Here is an 18,941-nt window from a genome sequence, read left to right as displayed (position 1 = left end):
CGAATGCTGTCGACAGAACAAATACTGGAAGCCATGTCGGGGCAGGGACTGCGAATCACCGATCAGCGCAAAACGCTTGCCAGGTTATTCGGCGAGAATACGGGATATTTGTCGGCGAAGGATGTTTATGAGCATATGGGCCGCAAGTACAGCGGGCTCAGCTTTGATACAGTTTACCGCAACCTGCGTGTCATGGAGGAGCTGGGTGTGCTGGAGCAGGTGGTCTTTGAGGATGGCGTCAAGTTCAAAGGCAGCTGCAATCAGGATCACCACCATCACCATATGATTTGCCTTCAATGCATGAAGACTTACCCGATTCAATTCTGCCCGATGAATTTAACGGATACTCCGGAACAGTTCCGGGTGGTCAAGCATAAATTTGAGGTGTTCGGTTACTGCAAGGATTGTGAACAGAACCGTGAAGAAGAGACGGGACTTGCAGCGCACGGCAAAGAAGGGCACTGATTATGCCTATTATACGCAGAACGATCCAGGCCCCAATCCGCGTGTACCGCAAATTTATTTCGCCGCTTAAACCGGCGACCTGCCGCTTTTATCCGACTTGCTCAGCCTACGCGCTGGAAGCAATCGAAATCCATGGCCCGCTCAAGGGTTCGTGGCTTGCCGCGAAGCGAATTGGCAAATGCCATCCCTTCCATCCCGGGGGACTGGACCCGGTACCGCCGCGCAAAGAACACTCTGCCGGGGACGAAGCAGCTCCCACGACTTGACATGACGCCTGCATTTTGGGTATATTTTGGATAATAACATTAATTTCCGAGGAACGGATGAGTAGATCGGGACGACCATTACAGAGAGCCGGGAAGAACAGCTGGGAGCCGGTATGGTACGCGGATTGAATATGGTCCGGGAGGAACTGTGTTCGAGCTGGAGCCGATTGTCGCGGCTTAAGTAAGATAACAGCGTGTTCCAGCGTTAATGGACAGTTCCGCAAGGGAACTGGCGAAGCCTGTGTTCTGTGAAGAACCAGGGAACTTTGGGTGGTATCGCGTGAGTATACTCTCGCCCCATAAAGGGGCGGGAGTTTTTTGTGTTTATTGTGTTTGCCAAGACGAAAGGATGACATGAAATGAGCGATAAGAAAACTTTTTACCTGACTACACCGATTTATTATCCGAGTGACAAGCTGCATATCGGGCATGCTTACTCTACGGTAGCTGGAGATGCTATGGCCCGCTACAAGCGCCTGCGTGGCTATGAGGTCCGTTATCTTACCGGTACGGATGAGCATGGGCAGAAGATTGAACGAAAGGCTGCTGAAGCTGGCAAGACCCCACAGCAGTTCGTTGACGATATTGTCGTCGGCATTAAGGATCTGTGGCGCAAGCTGGATATTTCCAACGATGACTTCATCCGCACGACGGAGGAACGGCACAAGAAAGTGGTACAGGATATCTTTGACCGCCTGCTGAAGCAGGGCGACATCTACAAAGGTGAGTATGAAGGCTGGTACAGTATTCCAGATGAAACCTTTTACACCGAAACTCAGCTGGTGGATATCGAGCGGGACGCGAACGGTGCCATCACCGGCGGTAAAAGCCCGGACAGCGGCCACCCTGTCGAATTGGTCAAGGAAGCAAGCTATTTCTTCCGCATGAGCAAGTATGCTGACCGTCTGCTGAAGTATTATGAAGAGAACCCGGAGTTTATCCTGCCGGAATCACGCAAGAACGAAATGATCAACAATTTCATCAAACCCGGGCTGGAGGACCTCGCGGTCTCCCGTACGACCTTTGATTGGGGCGTTAAGGTCAAGGGCGACGAGAAGCATGTCGTGTATGTATGGATTGATGCATTGACGAACTATATCACAGCCCTTGGCTATGGTTCCGAGGACCGCAGCTTGTATGACAAGTTCTGGCCTGCGAATGTGCATATTGTCGGTAAGGAAATTGTGCGTTTCCATACGATCTACTGGCCGATCATCCTGATGGCGCTGGGCGAGCCGCTTCCGAAGAAAGTGTTCGCACACGGCTGGCTGCTGATGAAAGACGGCAAAATGTCTAAATCCAAGGGTAATGTCGTGGATCCGGTTACGCTGATCGACCGCTACGGATTGGACGCGCTGCGTTACTATCTGCTGCGTGAAGTGGCATTTGGCTCGGATGGCACCTTTACGCCTGAAAGCTTTGTAGACCGGATCAACTATGATCTGGCCAATGACCTTGGCAATCTGCTGAACCGGACCGGGGCGATGGTTGAGAAATATTTTGGCGGTGAACTTCCGGCTTACGAAGGCAAGGTAACGGCGTTCGACGGCGAGCTTGAAGCGGCTGCGGGCAGCACCTATGCCAAAGTTGAAGAAGCGATGGAAAAAATGGAATTCTCCGTGGCCCTTACCGCGATCGGGGCATTCATCAGCCGTACGAATAAATACATTGATGAGACCCAGCCTTGGGTGCTCGCGAAGGATGAGAGCAGAACCGGCGAGCTGGCTTCCGTCATGAGACATCTTGTGGAGGGCCTACGCACCGCTTCGATTCTACTGCAGCCGTTCCTGACCAGCGCACCGGCGAAAATCTGGGAGCAGCTCGGCATTCAGCCGGGTGAGCTGACAGCCTGGGACAGCGGCAAAACCTTCGGCCTCATTCCAGCCGGAACGAAGCTGGCCAAAGGCGATCCAATCTTCCCGCGCCTCGATGTTGCTGTAGAGGTTGCCTACATCGCCGAGGCGATGGGTGCCGGCAAACCGGCGGCAGCAGAAGCGGAGCCTGCACCTGCAGGCGCTGAAAGCGGCGCAGCAGCTGAGCCGGAGGAAGAGCATAAGGAAGAAATCGGCATCGACGATTTTGCCAAAGCCGAGCTGCGCGTGGCCCAGGTCATCGCCGCTGAGCCGGTGAAGAAGGCAGACAAGCTGTTGAAGCTGCAGCTTGATCTCGGTTATGAGCAGCGTCAGGTGGTGTCCGGGATTGCCAAGTTCTACACTCCAGAAGAGCTGGTGGGACAAAAGGTAATCTGCATCGTCAACCTGAAGCCGGTGAAGCTGCGCGGCGAGCTGTCGCAAGGCATGATCCTGGCCGCTTCCAAAGGCGACAAGCTGACGATCGCAACCGTACCGGACAGCATGCCGAACGGCGCAATTGTGAAGTAAGCAGGCAACCAGAACAAATAACGGGTCTAAATGGGCAAATTCAACTGACCCGCCGAACGTCTGCAAGGGAACGCATGCACGCCAGCAATGGCTGCGGGCGTTCCTTTTTGTGATGGATACATGGGATACATGAAGCTTTGAAGCTGTATTTGACTCTGGCAGCAGAACGTCCGGGAGAACATGAGAGTTGACTTATCGTAACCATTACTATTATAATTCTCATAGTAAAATTTACGATTTAAGGAGTCGATAGCAATTATGTCTTTAACAAAACCACACAGAGGGCTGCTGCTGGTGCTTGCTCTGCTGGTAATCCTAACGCTTGCGGCCTGCGGTCCCAAGAGCAGCGGGAGTATCGTTGAGGGTAAAGTGAATGTAGTCACTACTTTTTATCCTATATATGAATTTGCCAAAGAAATTGGCGGGGAAGATGCCAATGTCATTAATCTGCTTCCGGTCGGTGTGGAGCCTCATGATTGGACCCCGCGCAGCCAGGATATCATCAATACTTCCAAAGCCCAGCTGTTTCTGTACAATGGTGCCGGACTTGAAGGCTGGGTGCCGAACTTCCTTAAAAGCCTCAACAGCGACAGTAAAGCCAAGGCTGTTGAAGTCAGCAAAGGCGTCAATTATATTATGACGGATGAAGAAGACGGGCATGATCATGGAGGCGAGGAACATGCGCATGAAGGTGAGGGACATGCGGATGAAGAGCATTCCGAAGAAACAGGCACCGACAGCCTGCATACGGATCCCCATACCTGGGTAAGTCCAAAATCCGCGCTTGTGATGGCTGAGAACATTAAAGAGAGCCTCCAGTCCGTCGATCCTGAGCATAAATCTGGTTATGAGGAACGTTATAACAAACTTACAGAGCGCTTGCAGGCGCTGGATAGCAAGTTTACGACAGAGCTTGCCAAGCTGCCGAATAAAGAAATCGTCGTGTCCCACCAGGCGTTTGCTTATCTCGCGCGTGATTATGGTTTGAAACAACATGCCATCATGGGCTTGTCCCCGGATGCGGAACCACGCGGGCAGGATTTGCTGGATCTGGCGGCTTTGGTAAAAGAGGAAGGCATCCGTTATATCTTCTTCGAGGAACTGGTTTCTGACAAGCTGGCCAAAACCTTGGCTGGTGAAGCCGGTGTGGAGACGATGGTGCTAAATCCGGTTGAGGGACTTACCACCGAACAGGACAAGAATGGAGACAACTATTTCACATTAATGGAGAAAAATTTGCAAAATCTAATTCTGGCTTTACAATAGTAAGGAAAGTATAAGTGAAAGGCGGTACTTCACAATGCAATCGGTATCCTTGGACTGCCATCAGCATATGATCGAGATACAGGATCTTTCCTTCTCTTACGGAGAGCAGAAGGTGATTTCCAATCTGAATTACACCGTGAAGGAACGGGACTTCCTGGGAATTATCGGTTCCAACGGCGCCGGCAAAACAACCTTGCTGAAGATGATCGTCGGGCTCCTGCCCGCAACCAGCGGAGATATTAAATTATTTGGCCAGTCTGTCCGCAAGTTTAAGGATTGGGAGCGCATCGGCTATGTCCCGCAAAAAAATGCTTTCAACCCCTTGTTCCCGGCAACGGTCCGTGAAGTCGTGCTGTCCGGCTTGTACAACAATAAGAATCTGATCCGCAGAGTGTCCAAAGCGCAGCAGCGCCAGTGTGAGGACGCCCTTGAGGTAATGCGGATTCAGGATATTGCTGAGAAAAGAGTTGGTCAGCTGTCCGGCGGTCAACAGCAGCGTGTATTCCTGGCCCGTGCGCTGATCAATCATCCGGATTTGCTCATTTTGGACGAACCTACCGTGGGGATTGATGCCGAAACGCAAGCCGGGTTTTTCGACCTCATTCTGCATATGCATGCCCATCATCATATGACTTTCCTGATGGTGTCGCATGACATCGACATGATCAAAAATTATCTGGGGCAGGAGCCGGTTCAGAAAAACGGCAAAATCAATTTCTACTGCCGCCACTCTCATGACGTTCAGGATTGCGCCGTGGAGAACCTGCAGCATACACTTACCTGATCCGGGGCTGCACACAAATACACTTAATACTTCATACCAGTCGCTGACATACTAAATAGCTGCAGTAAATACAATATGCCGGATACCGTACCGTTAACCATCAGTCTGTTGCATCAGCAACTCAACCAGCAACTAAATGCAACAGAATTCCATATCAGCGCCAAAAGTGAGCAATCTATTGTATCATCTGCAGTAGGTTGCTCTTCTCCGCTGAAACAAGCAGGTTTACCGTTGGTCATCCATTGTACAATGATGACCAGGCTTTTGACCTTAGCCTTTATTCCGTACCCAGATCCCGCACCGGTAAAGCGTGTCCCGTAAGGGAGGAAAAGCGTTCATTCCTCCGCAATCACCAGATACCGCAATACACTTCTCCCACGCCAGCTGCACTTAAGCGGGTGTCCAGAGGGCAGAGCCCTTGGGGCCCTCCCTTGGAAGGGAGGGTTTGGGAGGGGTCGTAATTGTTTGAAATTTGGTTTGAAGCTTCTAAAAATAGATCTATCGAAATTCAGAGGAGAATATATCTTGGAAATTCTATTCAGTGACTTTTTTCAGCGGGCGCTTGCGGGCGGGCTGATGATCGGCATTACCGCGCCGCTTATAGGCGTTTTTCTTGTGCTCAGACGATTGTCGATGATCGGAGACACGTTGGCCCATGTGACCATCGCAGGTGTGGCGCTGGGCTTCCTGACCGGGTTTTATCCGCTGGGGGCAGGTCTGATTTTTGCGGTGGTGGCCTCCTTTGCCATCGAAAAGCTGCGCAAGGCGTACAAGAGCTACGCTGAGCTGTCCATCGCAATTATTATGTCAGGTGGGGTAGCGCTGGCTTCACTCTTTTTCACCTTAGGCAAAGGGTATAATGCGGATGTGATGAGCTATCTGTTCGGGAGTATCTATACGCTCAATAATACCGATCTGATTGTAGTGGGTATCGTGACGATTGCCGTAGTTGTAGTCGTGACGCTGTTTTTCAAGGAGTTTTTTCTGCTCAGCTTTGAGGAGGATGCGGCGAGTGTCAGCGGCCTGCCCGTGAAGCTGCTCAACATGCTCATTACGGTGCTTACGGCGCTTGTGATCAGTACGGCCATTAAGATTGTCGGTTCGCTGCTCGTGTCTGCGCTGCTGACGATTCCGGTGGCGATTAGTCTGCTGCTGTCACGCAGCTTTAAGTCTTCGGTTGTACTGTCGGTTATCATTGCCGAGATTGCTGTTGTGGGAGGTCTGGTAGTTGCGGGGGTCTGGAATCTGGCGCCTGGGGCAACAATCGTTCTACTGCTTATTGCCCTGCTGACCCTTACACTGATCGGCAAAAAAGGATTACCCTCTTAAGAATGTAACTAGCAAAGTGACCCTGAACCCGGAAGGAGAGCTGCCGCTTTGTCGAACCTGAATGCAGGAATTGCTTTTGCCGCTGGTGTGGCGTCGTTTATATCACCTTGCTGTCTGCCGCTTTATCCTTCGTACTTATCTTATATTACCGGGTTGTCCGTGCAGCAGCTAAAGAGTGGCAGTAACAGCAAAGAGGTACGTTTCCGCACCCTGTCGCATACGCTGGCTTTTATCCTGGGGTTTTCAGTAGTCTTTTATACGCTCGGCTTTGGGGCCGGGCTGTTCGGGCAATTTTTCAACGGGCAGCGTGATCTGATCCGCCAATTGTCGGCTATCCTAATCATTGTGATGGGACTGTTCCTGCTGGGGATTTTTCAGCCACAGTTTCTGCTGCGGGAACGCAAGCTTGATTTGAAATGGAAACCGGCGGGTTACGCCGGCTCCTTTATTTTTGGCATCGGCTTTTCCGCGGGCTGGTCACCTTGCATCGGGCCGATTCTGACGGCAATCATCGCGCTGTCTGCCAGTGATCCGGGAACTTGGTTTACGATGATTACCGCATACAGTATCGGCTTCGCCTTGCCGTTTTTCGCACTGGCCTTCTTCCTGGGCGGGGCGAGAAAAATCCTGAAATATTCCAATGTGCTGATGAAGATCGGTGGCGCACTAATGGTCTTAATGGGGGTTTTGCTGTTTACAGATCAAATGTTCCGGATAACGATCTGGCTGCAGGGAGTCACGCCGGACTGGCTGATCTTCTAGCTTAGGTAAAATAATCAATTCCCGCTTCCGGGAAATGTTCAAAAATCCGCTCTGTGATGAACTCCCGCAGGGCGGTTTGTTGTTCATCGGGGTACACATATTTATTTTGGCCCCAGCGGCCCCATTTCTTTTTGCGCTTTTCGATATCCATCTCCAGCTTTGATTTGGGGTAACGTTTCTCGATCACGGTTTTGGCCGTTTTGGTGAAACGGTGCTGAATCATCTCAAAAGTCAATCCTTTGCCCACATCTGTCGGAAGGGTTTTGGCCAGTTTCTCCAGCAGTTCCGCATAGCCTTCTTCCCAGCCGTCATGCCAGATAATCGGTGCGATGATAAAGCCCAGCGGATATCCGGCCCGGGCTACTTTTCCCGCAGCCTCAATCCGCTCCTCAAACCGCGAAGTAGCCGGCTCGAAGTTCTTGATGACATAGTCGGCATTCACACTGAAACGGATTCGTGTATGGCCGTTATGCTTCAGTTGAAGCAGCGGCTCAACATGCTGGTATTTGGTTACAAAACGCAGCCGCCCGAGCGGCTCTGCGGCCATGAAGTTGATCAGCTCCGTCAGGGAGCCGGTAATATGCTCCAACCCGAGCGGATCGGAAGTACAGGCGGCTTCAAAGGTAGTGATTTCCGGAGCGCGCTCTTGGAGATATTTTTTAGCGGCTTCGATGACGTCCCCGGTATTCACATAGACACGGATATAGGGCTTGGCCCCCAGCGTGGTTTGCAAATAACAATAATGGCAATGTCCCATACAGCCGGTGGCAATCGGAATCGCATAATCCGCAGACGGCTTGGACTGGTCAAAGGTTAACGTTTTGCGCAGGCCGACCACCAGTGTTCTTTTGGCGATTTTGTATTGCTCAACCTCGGTTTCGCCGGGCAGGTTCGTAATACGGTTATGCGAGGTCGTCATGCGGTAGGGGATGTTCTGGGCTTTGACCCATTCCATAATCTGTACTCCTTTGGGATAATTAAGCGAATCCGGCTCGAAAAAAACCAGCTCTGGAATGAAAAGACCGGTCGGCTTTTTCTGTCTTTTGGCCGAGGGACGTTCGGGCGTTACTACAGTCATGGGTTCACGCTCCTTAGGGATGAGGATATCGTTATTGTGCCGGTTAAGGGCGGAATAAAATCATGGTAAACATCGCTATGCAGGGCAACAAGGGGCCGGAGGACTTGCCAAAGAGCGGCAGAAACATGTATCATTGTTAGAGCAAGGTTGGCCCCCGCGCCACGCTCATTATAGAAAAGAGGTAAACTTGAATGCCAACACCCAGCATGGAGGATTATTTGGAGCGCATATACAAGCTCATCGACGAGAAAGGATATGCGCGGGTTTCGGATATTGCCGAGGGACTGGAAGTACACCCCTCCTCTGTAACCAAGATGATCCAAAAACTGGATAAGGACGACTATCTCATCTATGAGAAATATCGTGGGCTTGTCCTAACGAGCAAAGGTAAAAAAGTAGGAAAACGTCTCGTTGACCGTCATCAGCTGCTGGAGGAGTTTCTTGGCCTGATCGGAGTACAGCAGGAGCATATTTATAAGGATGTGGAAGGCATCGAACATCATTTGAGCTGGGATTCTATCACGCGGATTGAAACGCTGGTGGAATATTTCCGGCGCGATGAAGCACGTCTCCAGACCTTATACGATATTCACCATGAGCTGGTCAGCGATTCTTAAACGAAGCAGATTTTTCTTGCTTTGCGCAACTTTTCCAGTTTTTTTACGTCAAAACGGGTAACGTTCTTTTTTTCTATGACCCCGTTTCCAAAGCAAACGGCCGTCTCCCTTATTTAAGGACGAGAGGGCCGTTTCTTTTTGTTTATACACATTTCAGAATGTAAACCTGGGAGGAATTATGAATTACCGTAAATGGATTGTAGGATTGCTGGTTTTTGTCTTGTGCCTGTCTGTAGGGTTACCCGGTGTCCGTGCGGCAGCGGTGCCGATTACGATTGAGCTGGATGGGGAAACATTGAGCAGTGATGTGCCGCCGTACATTACCGCTTCCAATGTAACGCTAGTGCCTGTGGCTGTAGTCAGCAGGGGACTTGGCGCGATAGTGGATTGGAACCAGAGCAGCAAGACGGCCACGATCAGCAAAGGGAACACCGTGCTGAAGCTGACCAGCGGCAGCACAACGGCCCTCGTGGACGGAGCTTCTATCAGCCTTGAAACATCGGTTCAGAGCCGGCAGGGCCGGGTGATGGTGCCGCTTCGTTTTGTAGGCGAACAGCTTGGGCTACAGGTGGCCTGGAATAAGGCAGCAAATAATATCGCCCTGTACTCGAATACCGAAATTATCAGTCCTGGGACCCCTTCGGTTCCAACTACACCGGCAACGCCTGAGGTGCCAACACCTACCGTGCCAACGCCAACGGTGCCGAAGCCAACCGTTCCTGAAATCCCGTCCATTCCGGGAGCAAAAACAGGCAAGGCGATGAAAGGTGCCTGGATCTCCACCGTATTTAATCTGGATTGGCCGTCGACTTCTTCGGCGAACAATGCCGACAAACAGAAGAAAGAGTTCAGCACGATGCTGGACAAGCTGCAGGCCACTGGCTATAACGCCGTATTTGTCCAGGTCAGACCGTCAGGGGACAGCCTGTATCCTTCGGTGCTTGTTCCCTGGTCCAAGGTGTTAACGGGAACGCAGGGGAAAAATCCCGGTTATGATCCGCTGGAGTACATGGTTAGCAGTACACATGAACGCGGCATGGAGTTTCATGCCTGGTTCAACCCGTTCCGTGCAACCACGGATGCCAGCACTTCAAGCCTTGCCAGCAATCATGTAGCCAAGGCCCATCCGGAATGGATTGTAAATGCAGAGAACAAGCTGTACATTAATCCGGGGATTCCCGAGGCGCGCCAGCATATTATCGACACGGTGATGGAGGTTGTCAAAGGCTACGACATTGATGGTGTACATTTGGATGACTACTTTTATCCCTCCGGCTCTTTCGCCGATGACGCGGCGTTCAATACATATAACGCCAAGGCTATCTCTAGTAAAGGGGATTGGCGGCGGGACAACATCAATGAATTTATTCGCCAGCTAGGCCGGGAGATTCACAGCGCGAAATCTGATGTTTCTTACGGTGTAAGCCCGTTTGGCGTATGGCGCAACAAGAAGGCTGACAGTACCGGATCCGACACAACGGCAGGCGTATCGGCCTATGATAACATGTATGCAGATACCCGGACATGGATCAAAAATGGCTGGATCGATTATATTGCACCGCAGATTTACTGGAGTTTATCCTTCTCCGCAGCCCGCTATGACAAGCTGGTAGACTGGTGGGTAAATGAAGTTAAGGGTACCGGAGTGAAGCTGTACATTGGCCAGGCAGCTTATAAGGTTGGAGCAAGTGATCAGAAGGCCGAATGGCAGAGCGGAGAGCAAATCATCAACCAGCTCAAATATAACGAACAGTACGATGAGGTTGCCGGAAGCATTATGTTCCGTGCGAATGATATAGTTGTGCGTGATCCGTTCGGACTCTCCAGCTTATTGACGTTCTATTTCAAATCCTGATGAATTACCGGCAATTGCAATCATAAGAAGTCATGAAACTTCCCCCGTGCTCATAGATAAGCAATAGGATCTATGGAACGGGGGTAAACTCTGTATGGAGATTAATGCTGTGTTTGAAGGCGGTGGGGTAAAGGGAATATCGCTCGCAGGAGCGGTAGAGGCGACGGAACATGCGGGCCGCACCTTCCGTAAAGTAGCCGGAACCTCCTCGGGTTCCATTATCGCCTCGATGCTGGCTGCAGGTTATAACGGTGAAGCCATGAGCCGGATTATAAAAGGAACTTCTTTTTCTTCTTTTTTGAAACGGGGAGCGTTGTACAATACAGCTTACATAGGTCCTGCACTGCGGGTGATGATTAAAAAAGGCCTGTACTCGGGAGAGGCGCTGGAATCCTGGATCCGCGGCATTTTGCGGGAGAAAGGCATTGTCACCTTCAGCGATTTACCGCGCGGGAAGCTGTCCATCATTACTTCAGATATCTCGAACGGACGAATTGTTGTCCTTCCGGACGGACTGGAGGAATACGGCATAACCCCAGGCGGGTTTGAAGTCGCCAAGGCAGTCCGCATGAGCTGCAGCATTCCTTATTTTTTCGACCCGGTTATGCTGCGTTTAAGCGGGCAGGCTGCCCGGGGGAAGTCATTCACTGAACAATTCGTTTATTTCGTCGACGGAGGACTGCTCAGCAATTTTCCGTTATGGCTGTTCGATGAGAAACAAGCAGGTTTTATAAGTCCGGGGCACAACATCCCTACAGTCGGCTATCAGCTGATCGGGAGGACGGATCCCCAGCCTCACCGGATCACCGGTCCCTTTAGTATGCTGCAGGCACTGGTAGGGACCATGCTGTCGGCCCATGATGAACGTTATATCGAAACAGAGAAACTTGTGCGGACGGTCAAAATTCCGACACTGGGGATTTCTACAACCAGTTTTCATATTTCCCCGGTGCAGGGTGATGATCTGTACGCGGCGGGATATAAGGCGGGGGAGGAGTTCTTCAAAAACTGGAGGCCGCCCGTTCACAAGCTCACCCAGTGAGTCTCAATAGGGAACCCTCTCTCCCCGAGCCCCCATCTTCCCACCCCAGCAACTATATTAAAAAAGGCATCCCACACGTCAGTTATGCAACGTGGAGATGCCTTTTTGAAAAGATAAGAATTTATATGTTTCACGCTATAAATTATCCTTCTATTTCTCGCTGAAACGGATACCGTCCTTTTGAGGACGGCAAAGCCGTTTCCACTTGTGCTTACAGTTTTTGCTTGAGCAGCAAGAACCTGTTAATGATACTTTGGAAGCTGATCGTCGCTTTTACCCTTACTGCCCTCGATAACCTGGAACGGATAGCTTTTGCGTTTACCGGGTGCGGTTTGGGCTTTGCGTACCCCGGCCACTTTAGACATGGTTTTCTGTGAAGGCTTTACTTTTGTGCGCGGTCTGCCGGGAGTCCGTGTTTTTCCAGCCGGTGTCATCTTGTACCCGTAATAGAGCAGACCGAGTAATACCAAAGGAAAAAGGAATACCGACAACGTTCCGAAAACATCACTCAACATTCCTGTAACGAGACCCAGTACCGCAAGCGATACCGAAATCCAAAAAATTATAGCATGCCTCATAGGCCACTCATCCTTTCGCAGGATCCAATATGCCGCCTGACACTCTCACTTCTGTATATTCCCCTGCTTCAATTGCGGCATCAAGCTCCCGCATCCGGTTGAACGAGGCGATGGAGACTTCCACCATATCATCCTTTGGTTCCTTAGTGGTGAGCAGCTGCAGCCACAGCCCAGGATAACCTAAATACTTGAGACCCGGAATGTCCCGTACAGCGTTGGTGCCCTTCAGCACTTCAAACGATACGCCAATGACGACAGGAAGGAGAATAATCCGCTGCAGTACGCGCTGGGTAAGGTTATCCCAAGGGACAACGGAGTAAATGATTACACCCAGCACAATGGTCAGCATCATAAAGCTGCTTCCACAACGGTAATGCAGGCGGCTGTACTTCTGTACATTCTGAACAGTCAATTCCTCACCGGCTTCAAAGGCACTGATGACCTTATGCTCGGCTCCGTGATACTGGAACAACCGCTTGACCACCGGGGTCTGCGAGATTGCCCATAAATAAACGAGCAGAAGAACCAGCTTGATCGCACCTTCTACGAGGTTGTGCAGAACATAGTTATCAAATGCATTGCCGAATAAAAAATCTTCAACGAATACCGGCACCAGCGTAAATATTACCTTGCCGAAGAGAAAGGAGAGAATACCCATAACCGCCACGCCAAAAATCATGCCGAGGCTCCAGCCCTCATCCTTCTTCTTTTCTTTTTCTTTCTGCTGCTTGGCAAGCTCTTCCGGCTCTGTTTCATCCTCGGCATACGATTCCGCTGAGTAATTCAGATGTTTGGAGCCTTTGGCGCTGGAATCTATAATACTGACAATGCCGCGAAGCAGCGGAATCTTGCGCAGTTTAACGACCCAGCTCTTATCGCTTCTCGGCACCTCCAAAAATGTGATTTCCTGATTTTTCCTTCTTACGGCTGTTACGTTGATATGCTTGCCGCCGAACATGACGCCTTCAATAACGGCTTGGCCGCCGTAACTTGGAGTTTCTTGGGACAACCAATTCACCTTCCCATGTATTAATATGATTTATATAATACATTGTAACTAATTTATGCCCACATTGCTAGTTGGATTGCCTTTTCCTGTGCATACTAGCATTTAGAGAGCGGAGGGGCCGAAAAGCAATCCATATATTGAAAGTGAGGCAGTAAGATGAATAATGCAGGAAAGCAAAAATCGCAACATACGAACCCTTTTTATTTTGCCGTTGAACTGGGCTTTTTTGCCGGAATAATCTGGGGAGGGATCCGCTGGCTGATGTATGCCTTTCATTTTACCAAGGTTCTTCCGGGTTTTTTGGCCGAGCCTTTCTTTAAACATGAATTTCTGATGACAGCAGCCGGACATTTGGCCGGATACCTGTCTTTTATCGTGTTCTCGGTAGCAGCATCACTCTTTTATGTGCTGATCTTCCGCAAGCTGAAGGGCCCCTGGCCGGGGATGATTTACGGTGTTCTGTGCTGGTCCGCAATCTTTCTTGCCGGGTCGTGGCAATTTCTCATGCAGCCTCCGTTCAGGCTTCCGTGGAACTCTGTAATCAGTGAATTTTGTATCTTTTTACTCTGGGGTTTGTTCATCGGCTATACTGCGGCGATCGAGTATACGGATGAGCGGAAACGTGAGCAGCAGACAAGCCTGGCTTAATGGCCCGAAAAAACTTCTCAAGGGCATGACCCTATGTTAAAATACAATGTGGCTATTTCGAGAGGAGAATGAAAATGGGCAACGAGCGCGTCTCCAAGCTGCGTACGGTTTTGCAGGAACAAGGATTGGATGCGATGTTAATAACCAGCGGCATCAACCGCCGTTATTTGAGCGGATTTACCGGCTCTTCCGGTTATGTACTGGTGACCGGTGATGACAGTTATCTGCTGACCGACTTTAGGTACATGACACAGGCTGCAGAGCAGGTGAACGGACTTAAAGTGGTTCAGCATGGTGCGAAATTCATTGACACTGTACGCGAGCTGCTGCCGCAGGGCGGTAATGTCCGTGTCGGCTTTGAACAGGATGATGTAACCTTCAGTGCTTACACCGCATATGCTGCGGCTCTGCAGCCGGCGGCACTGGTTCCAGTCTCCAAAGCAGTTGAGAACCTGCGCATGTTCAAGGACAAGGAGGAGCTGGCCGTCATGCAGCGGGCAGCGGATCTGGCAGATGCAACATTCAGCCATATTCTGAATGTGATCAAGCCCGGCATGACCGAGCGTGATGTAGATCTGGAAATGGAATTCTACATGCGTACCCATGGGGCTACTTCTTCATCGTTTGACACCATTGTGGCTTCCGGTGAACGTTCGGCAATGCCTCATGGTGTGGCAAGCAGCAAGGTCATCCAGAACAACGAATTCGTAACCTTCGATTTCGGTGCGCTGCTGGACGGCTACTGCTCGGACGTAACCCGCACCATTGCGCTGGGAACTCCGGATCCCAAGCTGAAAGAAATCTATGATATTGTACTTGAAGCGCAGCTGCACACGCTGGCTAACATCAAGCCGGGTATGACCGGACGGGAGTGCGACGCTTTGGCGCGTGACATTATCACCCGTTATGGTTATGGGGAATATTTCGGCCACAGCACAGGCCATGGCCTTGGCATGGAAGTCCATGAATGGCCGCGGTTGTCCAAGCTTGCTGATGAAATTATGCAGCCGGGTATGGTAGTAACCGTGGAGCCGGGCATTTATTTGGAAGGCCTCGGCGGTGTGCGCATTGAGGACGACATCGTGATTACAGACAGCGGTATTTCGCTTCTCACACATTCGTCCAAAGATTATACGGTATTGTAAGGATCGCTTGAACAGGTAAATTATTGATTCCAGGAGGGATTTTTTGTGATTTCAGTTAACGATTTCAAAACAGGCTTGACCGTAGAGGTAGAAGGCGACATCTTTACTGTACTTGATTTCCAGCACGTTAAACCAGGTAAAGGTGCGGCATTTGTCCGCTCCAAACTGAAGAATTTGCGCAACGGCAACACAGTAGAACGTACATTCCGTGCAGGTGAAACTATTGGCCGTGCGATCATCGAGAACCGTGGTGTGCAATATCTGTATGCCAGCGGTGCAGACCATGTATTTATGGATAACGAAACTTATGATCAATTCGAATTGTCTGCTAAGCAATTGGAATGGGAGCTTAATTTCCTTAAAGAAAACATGACGGTGAACATCGTCAGCTACCAGGGCGAAATTCTCGGAATCAACCTGCCTACCAGCGTTGAGCTGAAGGTTGTAGAAACAGAGCCGGGCATCAAGGGCAACACGGCTCAGGGCGCTACTAAATTTGCTAAGGTAGAAACCGGATTGAACGTTCAGGTTCCTCTTTTCATTAATGAAAACGATGTTCTTCTGATTGATACCCGCGAAGGTAAATACATCTCCCGCGCGTAAGATTTGCCCTGCCTTAACTTACATTTATACCAACCGGCCTCCCTTGCATCCTGCGGGGGAGGCTTTTGGCTATCCGGGTAAAGGCAGCTGGTAAATCACGGAAAGAAACGGAAATTGGACGCTTTTTTTGTGAAACCATTAACGCATGATATGGTTTTCGTATTATACTGGTTTAAAGCGGGAAATCAAATATAAGCTACTACATAGAGCGAAATAGGGAGTGAATGGGACTTTGTCACTTTATGTCATGAAATTCGGAGGCAGCTCCGTCGGCGATATTGAACGCATGCAGCGTGTCGCCAAACGCATCGCAGACAAGCAGGATGAAGGGCACCGCTGTGTTGTGGTTGTATCCGCCATGGGGGACACCACGGATGATCTAATTGATCAGGCGAAGCAGCTGAACGCTCAGCCGCCCGCACGTGAAATGGATATGCTGATGACGACGGGGGAACAAATCTCTGTTGCGCTTCTTTCCATCGCATTGCACGGAATCGGACGCAGTGCCGTATCGTATACAGGCTGGCAGGCCGGCTTCGTCACCGATGAGACTCACGGCCGGGCACGGATCAATGAAATTGATCCACAGCGCGTACTGGAGTCACTGGAGCGCGAGCAGATCGTCATTGTAGCCGGATTCCAGGGGATGACCCAGAGCGGCGAAATTACCACGCTGGGCCGCGGAGGTTCGGATACGACAGCCGTAGCACTGGCAGCCGCCATCAAAGCGGATGTATGCGAAATTTACACGGATGTGGATGGCATCTACTCCACAGATCCGCGTATCGTGAAGAGAGCGCGCAAGCTGAAGGAAATCTCTTATGATGAGATGCTGGAGCTGGCCAACCTGGGAGCGGCAGTACTACATCCGCGCGCCGTGGAATATGCCAAACGATATCAAGTGAAGCTGGTCGTCAGATCGAGCTTTAATCATAATGAAGGTACTGTGGTGAAGGAGGAAGCGAGCATGGAGCAGGGAGTAGTAGTTAGTGGAATTGCCTATGACAAGAACGTGGCCCGGATCAGTATTCTGGGAGTGCCTGATTTTCCCGGCGTATTGGCCCAAGTGTTCGGCAAGCTGGCCGAAGAAGGCGTTGACGTAGATATTATCGTACAGAGCGGCGTGCAGAATGAGAAAGCGGATTTCTCCTTTACGGTGGCGCTTAGCGAGCTATCACGGGCCAAGGAAGTGATCGAGGGGCTGCACAGCGCACTGCCCTACCGTGAAGTCACTTCAGAGGATAATCTCGTCAAAGTATCGATCGTAGGCGCAGGCATGGTCAGCCATCCGGGTGTGGCCGCGCAAATGTTTGAGGTCATTTCCCAAAAGGGCGTAAGCATTAAGATGGTCAGCACCTCCGAGATCAAGGTATCTTGCGTGATTGAATCCGGCAATCTGCAGCAGATCATTCAGGCGCTTCATACCGCCTACAATCTGGATACAGAGGAGCAAGCCTTCGTCGGCGGTCCGCAGGACCGCCGCTAAATAACAAAAAAAGTCCTATTCCCGCTATAAAAGTGGAGAATAGGACTTTTTGTTATGGGCAGCTTTCCGCTGCTGTTATCCGAGACGCCGGAACCGGCCGACAATCTCTACGGTCTCCAGGACGTTGACGAAGGACTTTGGATCGGTTTCCAGAATCGTTTTTCTCAGTTCGGCAAGCTCATATCGGGTCGTTACAGTCATCAGCATTGTATTGCCTTCATGGCTGTAGCCGCCTTCCGCATTGACGACAGTAACGCCGTGAGGCAGGAGCTTGAGGCGGGTCAGCATTTTTTCCCGCTCTTTCGTGACGATGAAGCAGGTCAGCTTAATGTGGCGGCTGTGGATCATATCGACTACACGGCTCTTGACGAAAATACAAAGCATAGCGTAAAGGGCAGAATCCCAGCTTTTGAAGAAGCCGAGGCTAAGGATGACCAGACCATCCATTACAAAGAGAACGGTCCCCATTGGAATATCGTGTTTGCGCGTAATAATAGAACCAAGTATATCAAAACCCCCGGAAGAACCCCCTGCACGAAGCGAGAAGCCTACCCCGCCCGCAATAATTACCCCTCCGAAGATACTGGCAAGGATCGGGTCCTTGGTCAGTTTCACCAGGGGGATGACGGTCAGAAACCAGGTAGTGGCCAGTACCGAAAGCATGCTTAAGCAGATATACTTCTTCCCTACGACAATGAAGCCCCAGATCAGGATTGGAAGATTGATACCAAAATAGAACAGTGAAATGTACTTCGGATTCGTTAAATAACCAAGGATGGATGCCGTCCCTGCTACCCCGCCACTGAGCAGCTGATGAGGAATAAGGAACAGCCGGAGTCCGCTCGCCACCAGAAAGGCCGAGAAAATAATGATGGCCACATCCCTCACCTGTTTGGCTACTGTGTTTGAAACAAGCGGCACTACGAAATTACGAACTTGCATAACATAAATCCCCTCTTTTTCCGATGTCTTTATCCAACTATGAAAGTGTAACAAGAAGCTTGAAGCGATAAGTCCGGTTGTAGTTTATCCCACAGGCAGCCCTTATATTTTCCAGCTCCTCTTTTTTAGTACTGCAAAAATTATTTTATCATACTGATGATATTTTTTTATAGAGGGATTCACTATGATTTCTTTCACATCTTCCAATTGAAAACCGCCCATTTCTTATTGTCTAAAGTAGGCAAGTCCAGCATATCCATGGATAACAGCAGTTTTCCCGCGGGTAAAGTCTGGCAGGTTGCAATTCAATTTCCAAATGTAAAAAAGGAGTTGAACAGATTGGACAAGTATGTGAGCTGGATGGCGGCGCTTCGGCTGCTCTCAGGCAGTGTGGAAATAACGGCTGCGCTGATCATGCTGCGGCTGAATCAGGTGGACAAGGCACTGGCGGTCAATTCCGGGCTGGCTCTGGTCGGACCTACGATACTGGTCTTAACGACCGCGGTTGGCCTCACAGGGATGACGCAGGAGCTGTCCTGGGGCAAGCTGGGCTGGATTGGCTGCGGGGTAGCCTTTCTCTTAATCGGGATTCTGAAAAAATGATAGATGATAGTCATAAAGCACAGGTACAAGCATAAATATGGAATAAAGCTATTAAAGTAGAGGACAACTTGGGGGTACTCTG

The 18,941-nt window shown here is 50.5% G+C and carries 19 protein-coding genes; 15 read left to right on the top strand and 4 right to left on the bottom strand.

Features of this window, described 5'->3' with window-relative positions; all coding sequences use genetic code 11:
• Nucleotides 1-3 precede the first annotated feature (3 nt).
• From AC3WT9_RS12175 to AC3WT9_RS12145, 7 genes are all read left to right on the top strand, one after another.
• Nucleotides 4-465, top strand: a complete 462-nt coding sequence (locus tag AC3WT9_RS12175; RefSeq protein WP_341380394.1) for a Fur family transcriptional regulator — start codon at nt 4-6, stop codon at nt 463-465.
• Between the two features lie 2 nt (nt 466-467).
• Nucleotides 468-731 carry a membrane protein insertion efficiency factor YidD gene (gene yidD, locus AC3WT9_RS12170; protein WP_341379210.1) on the top strand — a complete coding sequence of 88 codons (264 nt, stop codon included), beginning with the start codon at nt 468-470 and terminating at the stop codon, nt 729-731.
• Nucleotides 732-1,090: 359 nt separating this feature from the next.
• Nucleotides 1,091-3,112, top strand: a complete 2,022-nt coding sequence (metG, locus tag AC3WT9_RS12165; RefSeq protein ID WP_341379209.1) for a methionine--tRNA ligase — start codon at nt 1,091-1,093, stop codon at nt 3,110-3,112.
• A 258-nt stretch (nt 3,113-3,370) separates the two neighbouring features.
• Complete coding sequence (locus AC3WT9_RS12160; RefSeq protein WP_341379208.1) at nt 3,371-4,378, top strand: metal ABC transporter solute-binding protein, Zn/Mn family; 1,008 nt, start codon at nt 3,371-3,373, stop codon at nt 4,376-4,378.
• A 34-nt stretch (nt 4,379-4,412) separates the two neighbouring features.
• Complete coding sequence (locus tag AC3WT9_RS12155) at nt 4,413-5,162, top strand: metal ABC transporter ATP-binding protein (protein WP_341094804.1); 750 nt, start codon at nt 4,413-4,415, stop codon at nt 5,160-5,162.
• A 525-nt stretch (nt 5,163-5,687) separates the two neighbouring features.
• Complete coding sequence (locus AC3WT9_RS12150; RefSeq protein WP_341094803.1) at nt 5,688-6,491, top strand: metal ABC transporter permease; 804 nt, start codon at nt 5,688-5,690, stop codon at nt 6,489-6,491.
• Nucleotides 6,492-6,539: 48 nt separating this feature from the next.
• Nucleotides 6,540-7,253 carry a cytochrome c biogenesis CcdA family protein gene (locus AC3WT9_RS12145; RefSeq protein WP_038594949.1) on the top strand — a complete coding sequence of 238 codons (714 nt, stop codon included), beginning with the start codon at nt 6,540-6,542 and terminating at the stop codon, nt 7,251-7,253.
• A gap of 1 nt (nt 7,254) precedes the next feature.
• On the opposite strand, the gene splB is transcribed toward AC3WT9_RS12145, so the two are convergent.
• Nucleotides 7,255-8,331 carry a spore photoproduct lyase gene (gene splB / locus AC3WT9_RS12140; protein ID WP_341379206.1) on the bottom strand — a complete coding sequence of 359 codons (1,077 nt, stop codon included), beginning with the start codon at nt 8,329-8,331 and terminating at the stop codon, nt 7,255-7,257.
• Nucleotides 8,332-8,522: 191 nt separating this feature from the next.
• On the opposite strand from splB, the gene mntR reads away from it, so the two are divergent.
• From mntR to AC3WT9_RS12125, 3 genes are all read left to right on the top strand, one after another.
• Complete coding sequence (mntR, locus tag AC3WT9_RS12135; RefSeq protein ID WP_038594947.1) at nt 8,523-8,948, top strand: transcriptional regulator MntR; 426 nt, start codon at nt 8,523-8,525, stop codon at nt 8,946-8,948.
• 178 nt (nt 8,949-9,126) lie between these two features.
• A complete protein-coding gene (locus AC3WT9_RS12130; protein ID WP_341094801.1) occupies nt 9,127-10,803 on the top strand; it encodes a family 10 glycosylhydrolase in 1,677 nt (558 codons plus the stop codon).
• Between the two features lie 94 nt (nt 10,804-10,897).
• Nucleotides 10,898-11,845, top strand: coding sequence for a patatin-like phospholipase family protein (locus tag AC3WT9_RS12125; protein ID WP_341094799.1), 948 nt, complete (start codon nt 10,898-10,900; stop codon nt 11,843-11,845).
• Nucleotides 11,846-12,087: 242 nt separating this feature from the next.
• Here AC3WT9_RS12125 and AC3WT9_RS12120 read toward each other — a convergent pair whose 3' ends face one another.
• Both AC3WT9_RS12120 and AC3WT9_RS12115 read right to left on the bottom strand, forming a co-directional pair.
• Entirely contained in the window at nt 12,088-12,423 is a 336-nt protein-coding gene (locus AC3WT9_RS12120; RefSeq protein WP_341094797.1) for a hypothetical protein, read from the bottom strand.
• A 7-nt stretch (nt 12,424-12,430) separates the two neighbouring features.
• Nucleotides 12,431-13,381 (bottom strand): DUF1385 domain-containing protein, encoded by a 951-nt coding sequence (locus tag AC3WT9_RS12115; RefSeq protein ID WP_445745042.1) that lies wholly within the window; start codon nt 13,379-13,381, stop codon nt 12,431-12,433.
• 207 nt (nt 13,382-13,588) lie between these two features.
• Between AC3WT9_RS12115 and AC3WT9_RS12110 the strand changes: the two genes are divergently transcribed.
• From AC3WT9_RS12110 to AC3WT9_RS12095, 4 genes are all read left to right on the top strand, one after another.
• Nucleotides 13,589-14,080 (top strand): YqhR family membrane protein, encoded by a 492-nt coding sequence (locus AC3WT9_RS12110; protein ID WP_341094793.1) that lies wholly within the window; start codon nt 13,589-13,591, stop codon nt 14,078-14,080.
• A gap of 74 nt (nt 14,081-14,154) precedes the next feature.
• Nucleotides 14,155-15,225: a M24 family metallopeptidase gene (locus AC3WT9_RS12105; RefSeq protein WP_341094791.1), complete on the top strand. Its 1,071-nt coding sequence runs from the start codon at nt 14,155-14,157 to the stop codon at nt 15,223-15,225.
• Nucleotides 15,226-15,270: 45 nt separating this feature from the next.
• On the top strand, nt 15,271-15,828 hold the full coding sequence (efp, locus tag AC3WT9_RS12100) for an elongation factor P (protein ID WP_076108880.1): 558 nt from the start codon (nt 15,271-15,273) through the stop codon (nt 15,826-15,828).
• 232 nt (nt 15,829-16,060) lie between these two features.
• Nucleotides 16,061-17,314 carry an aspartate kinase gene (locus AC3WT9_RS12095; RefSeq protein ID WP_341094789.1) on the top strand — a complete coding sequence of 418 codons (1,254 nt, stop codon included), beginning with the start codon at nt 16,061-16,063 and terminating at the stop codon, nt 17,312-17,314.
• Between the two features lie 75 nt (nt 17,315-17,389).
• Here the strand turns inward: AC3WT9_RS12095 and AC3WT9_RS12090 are convergent, their stop codons facing one another.
• A complete protein-coding gene (locus AC3WT9_RS12090; RefSeq protein ID WP_341094788.1) occupies nt 17,390-18,256 on the bottom strand; it encodes a YitT family protein in 867 nt (288 codons plus the stop codon).
• Between the two features lie 339 nt (nt 18,257-18,595).
• Here AC3WT9_RS12090 and AC3WT9_RS12085 point away from each other — a divergent pair, with 339 nt between their 5' ends.
• The gene (locus tag AC3WT9_RS12085) at nt 18,596-18,859 is read left to right on the top strand and encodes a YqhV family protein (protein ID WP_492407610.1); all 264 of its coding nucleotides are present in this window, start codon (nt 18,596-18,598) and stop codon (nt 18,857-18,859) included.
• Nucleotides 18,860-18,941 lie beyond the last annotated feature (82 nt).

Source organism: Paenibacillus sp. EB106-06-01-XG199, assembly GCF_058791575.1.
This window is presented reverse-complemented; position numbering and strand designations above follow the sequence as displayed.

Coding starts and splice junctions, on each gene's coding strand:
- AC3WT9_RS12105 (WP_341094791.1), top strand. CDS start 14,155: ATGGGCAACGAGCGCGTCTCCAAGCTGCGTACGGTTTTGCAGGAACAA.
- AC3WT9_RS12155 (WP_341094804.1), top strand. CDS start 4,413: ATGCAATCGGTATCCTTGGACTGCCATCAGCATATGATCGAGATACAG.
- AC3WT9_RS12090 (WP_341094788.1), bottom strand. CDS start 18,256: ATGCAAGTTCGTAATTTCGTAGTGCCGCTTGTTTCAAACACAGTAGCC.
- AC3WT9_RS12125 (WP_341094799.1), top strand. CDS start 10,898: ATGGAGATTAATGCTGTGTTTGAAGGCGGTGGGGTAAAGGGAATATCG.
- AC3WT9_RS12115 (WP_445745042.1), bottom strand. CDS start 13,381: ATGTTCGGCGGCAAGCATATCAACGTAACAGCCGTAAGAAGGAAAAAT.
- mntR (WP_038594947.1), top strand. CDS start 8,523: ATGCCAACACCCAGCATGGAGGATTATTTGGAGCGCATATACAAGCTC.
- AC3WT9_RS12160 (WP_341379208.1), top strand. CDS start 3,371: ATGTCTTTAACAAAACCACACAGAGGGCTGCTGCTGGTGCTTGCTCTG.
- AC3WT9_RS12130 (WP_341094801.1), top strand. CDS start 9,127: ATGAATTACCGTAAATGGATTGTAGGATTGCTGGTTTTTGTCTTGTGC.
- yidD (WP_341379210.1), top strand. CDS start 468: ATGCCTATTATACGCAGAACGATCCAGGCCCCAATCCGCGTGTACCGC.
- splB (WP_341379206.1), bottom strand. CDS start 8,331: ATGACTGTAGTAACGCCCGAACGTCCCTCGGCCAAAAGACAGAAAAAG.
- AC3WT9_RS12110 (WP_341094793.1), top strand. CDS start 13,589: ATGAATAATGCAGGAAAGCAAAAATCGCAACATACGAACCCTTTTTAT.
- metG (WP_341379209.1), top strand. CDS start 1,091: ATGAGCGATAAGAAAACTTTTTACCTGACTACACCGATTTATTATCCG.
- AC3WT9_RS12120 (WP_341094797.1), bottom strand. CDS start 12,423: ATGAGGCATGCTATAATTTTTTGGATTTCGGTATCGCTTGCGGTACTG.
- AC3WT9_RS12175 (WP_341380394.1), top strand. CDS start 4: ATGCTGTCGACAGAACAAATACTGGAAGCCATGTCGGGGCAGGGACTG.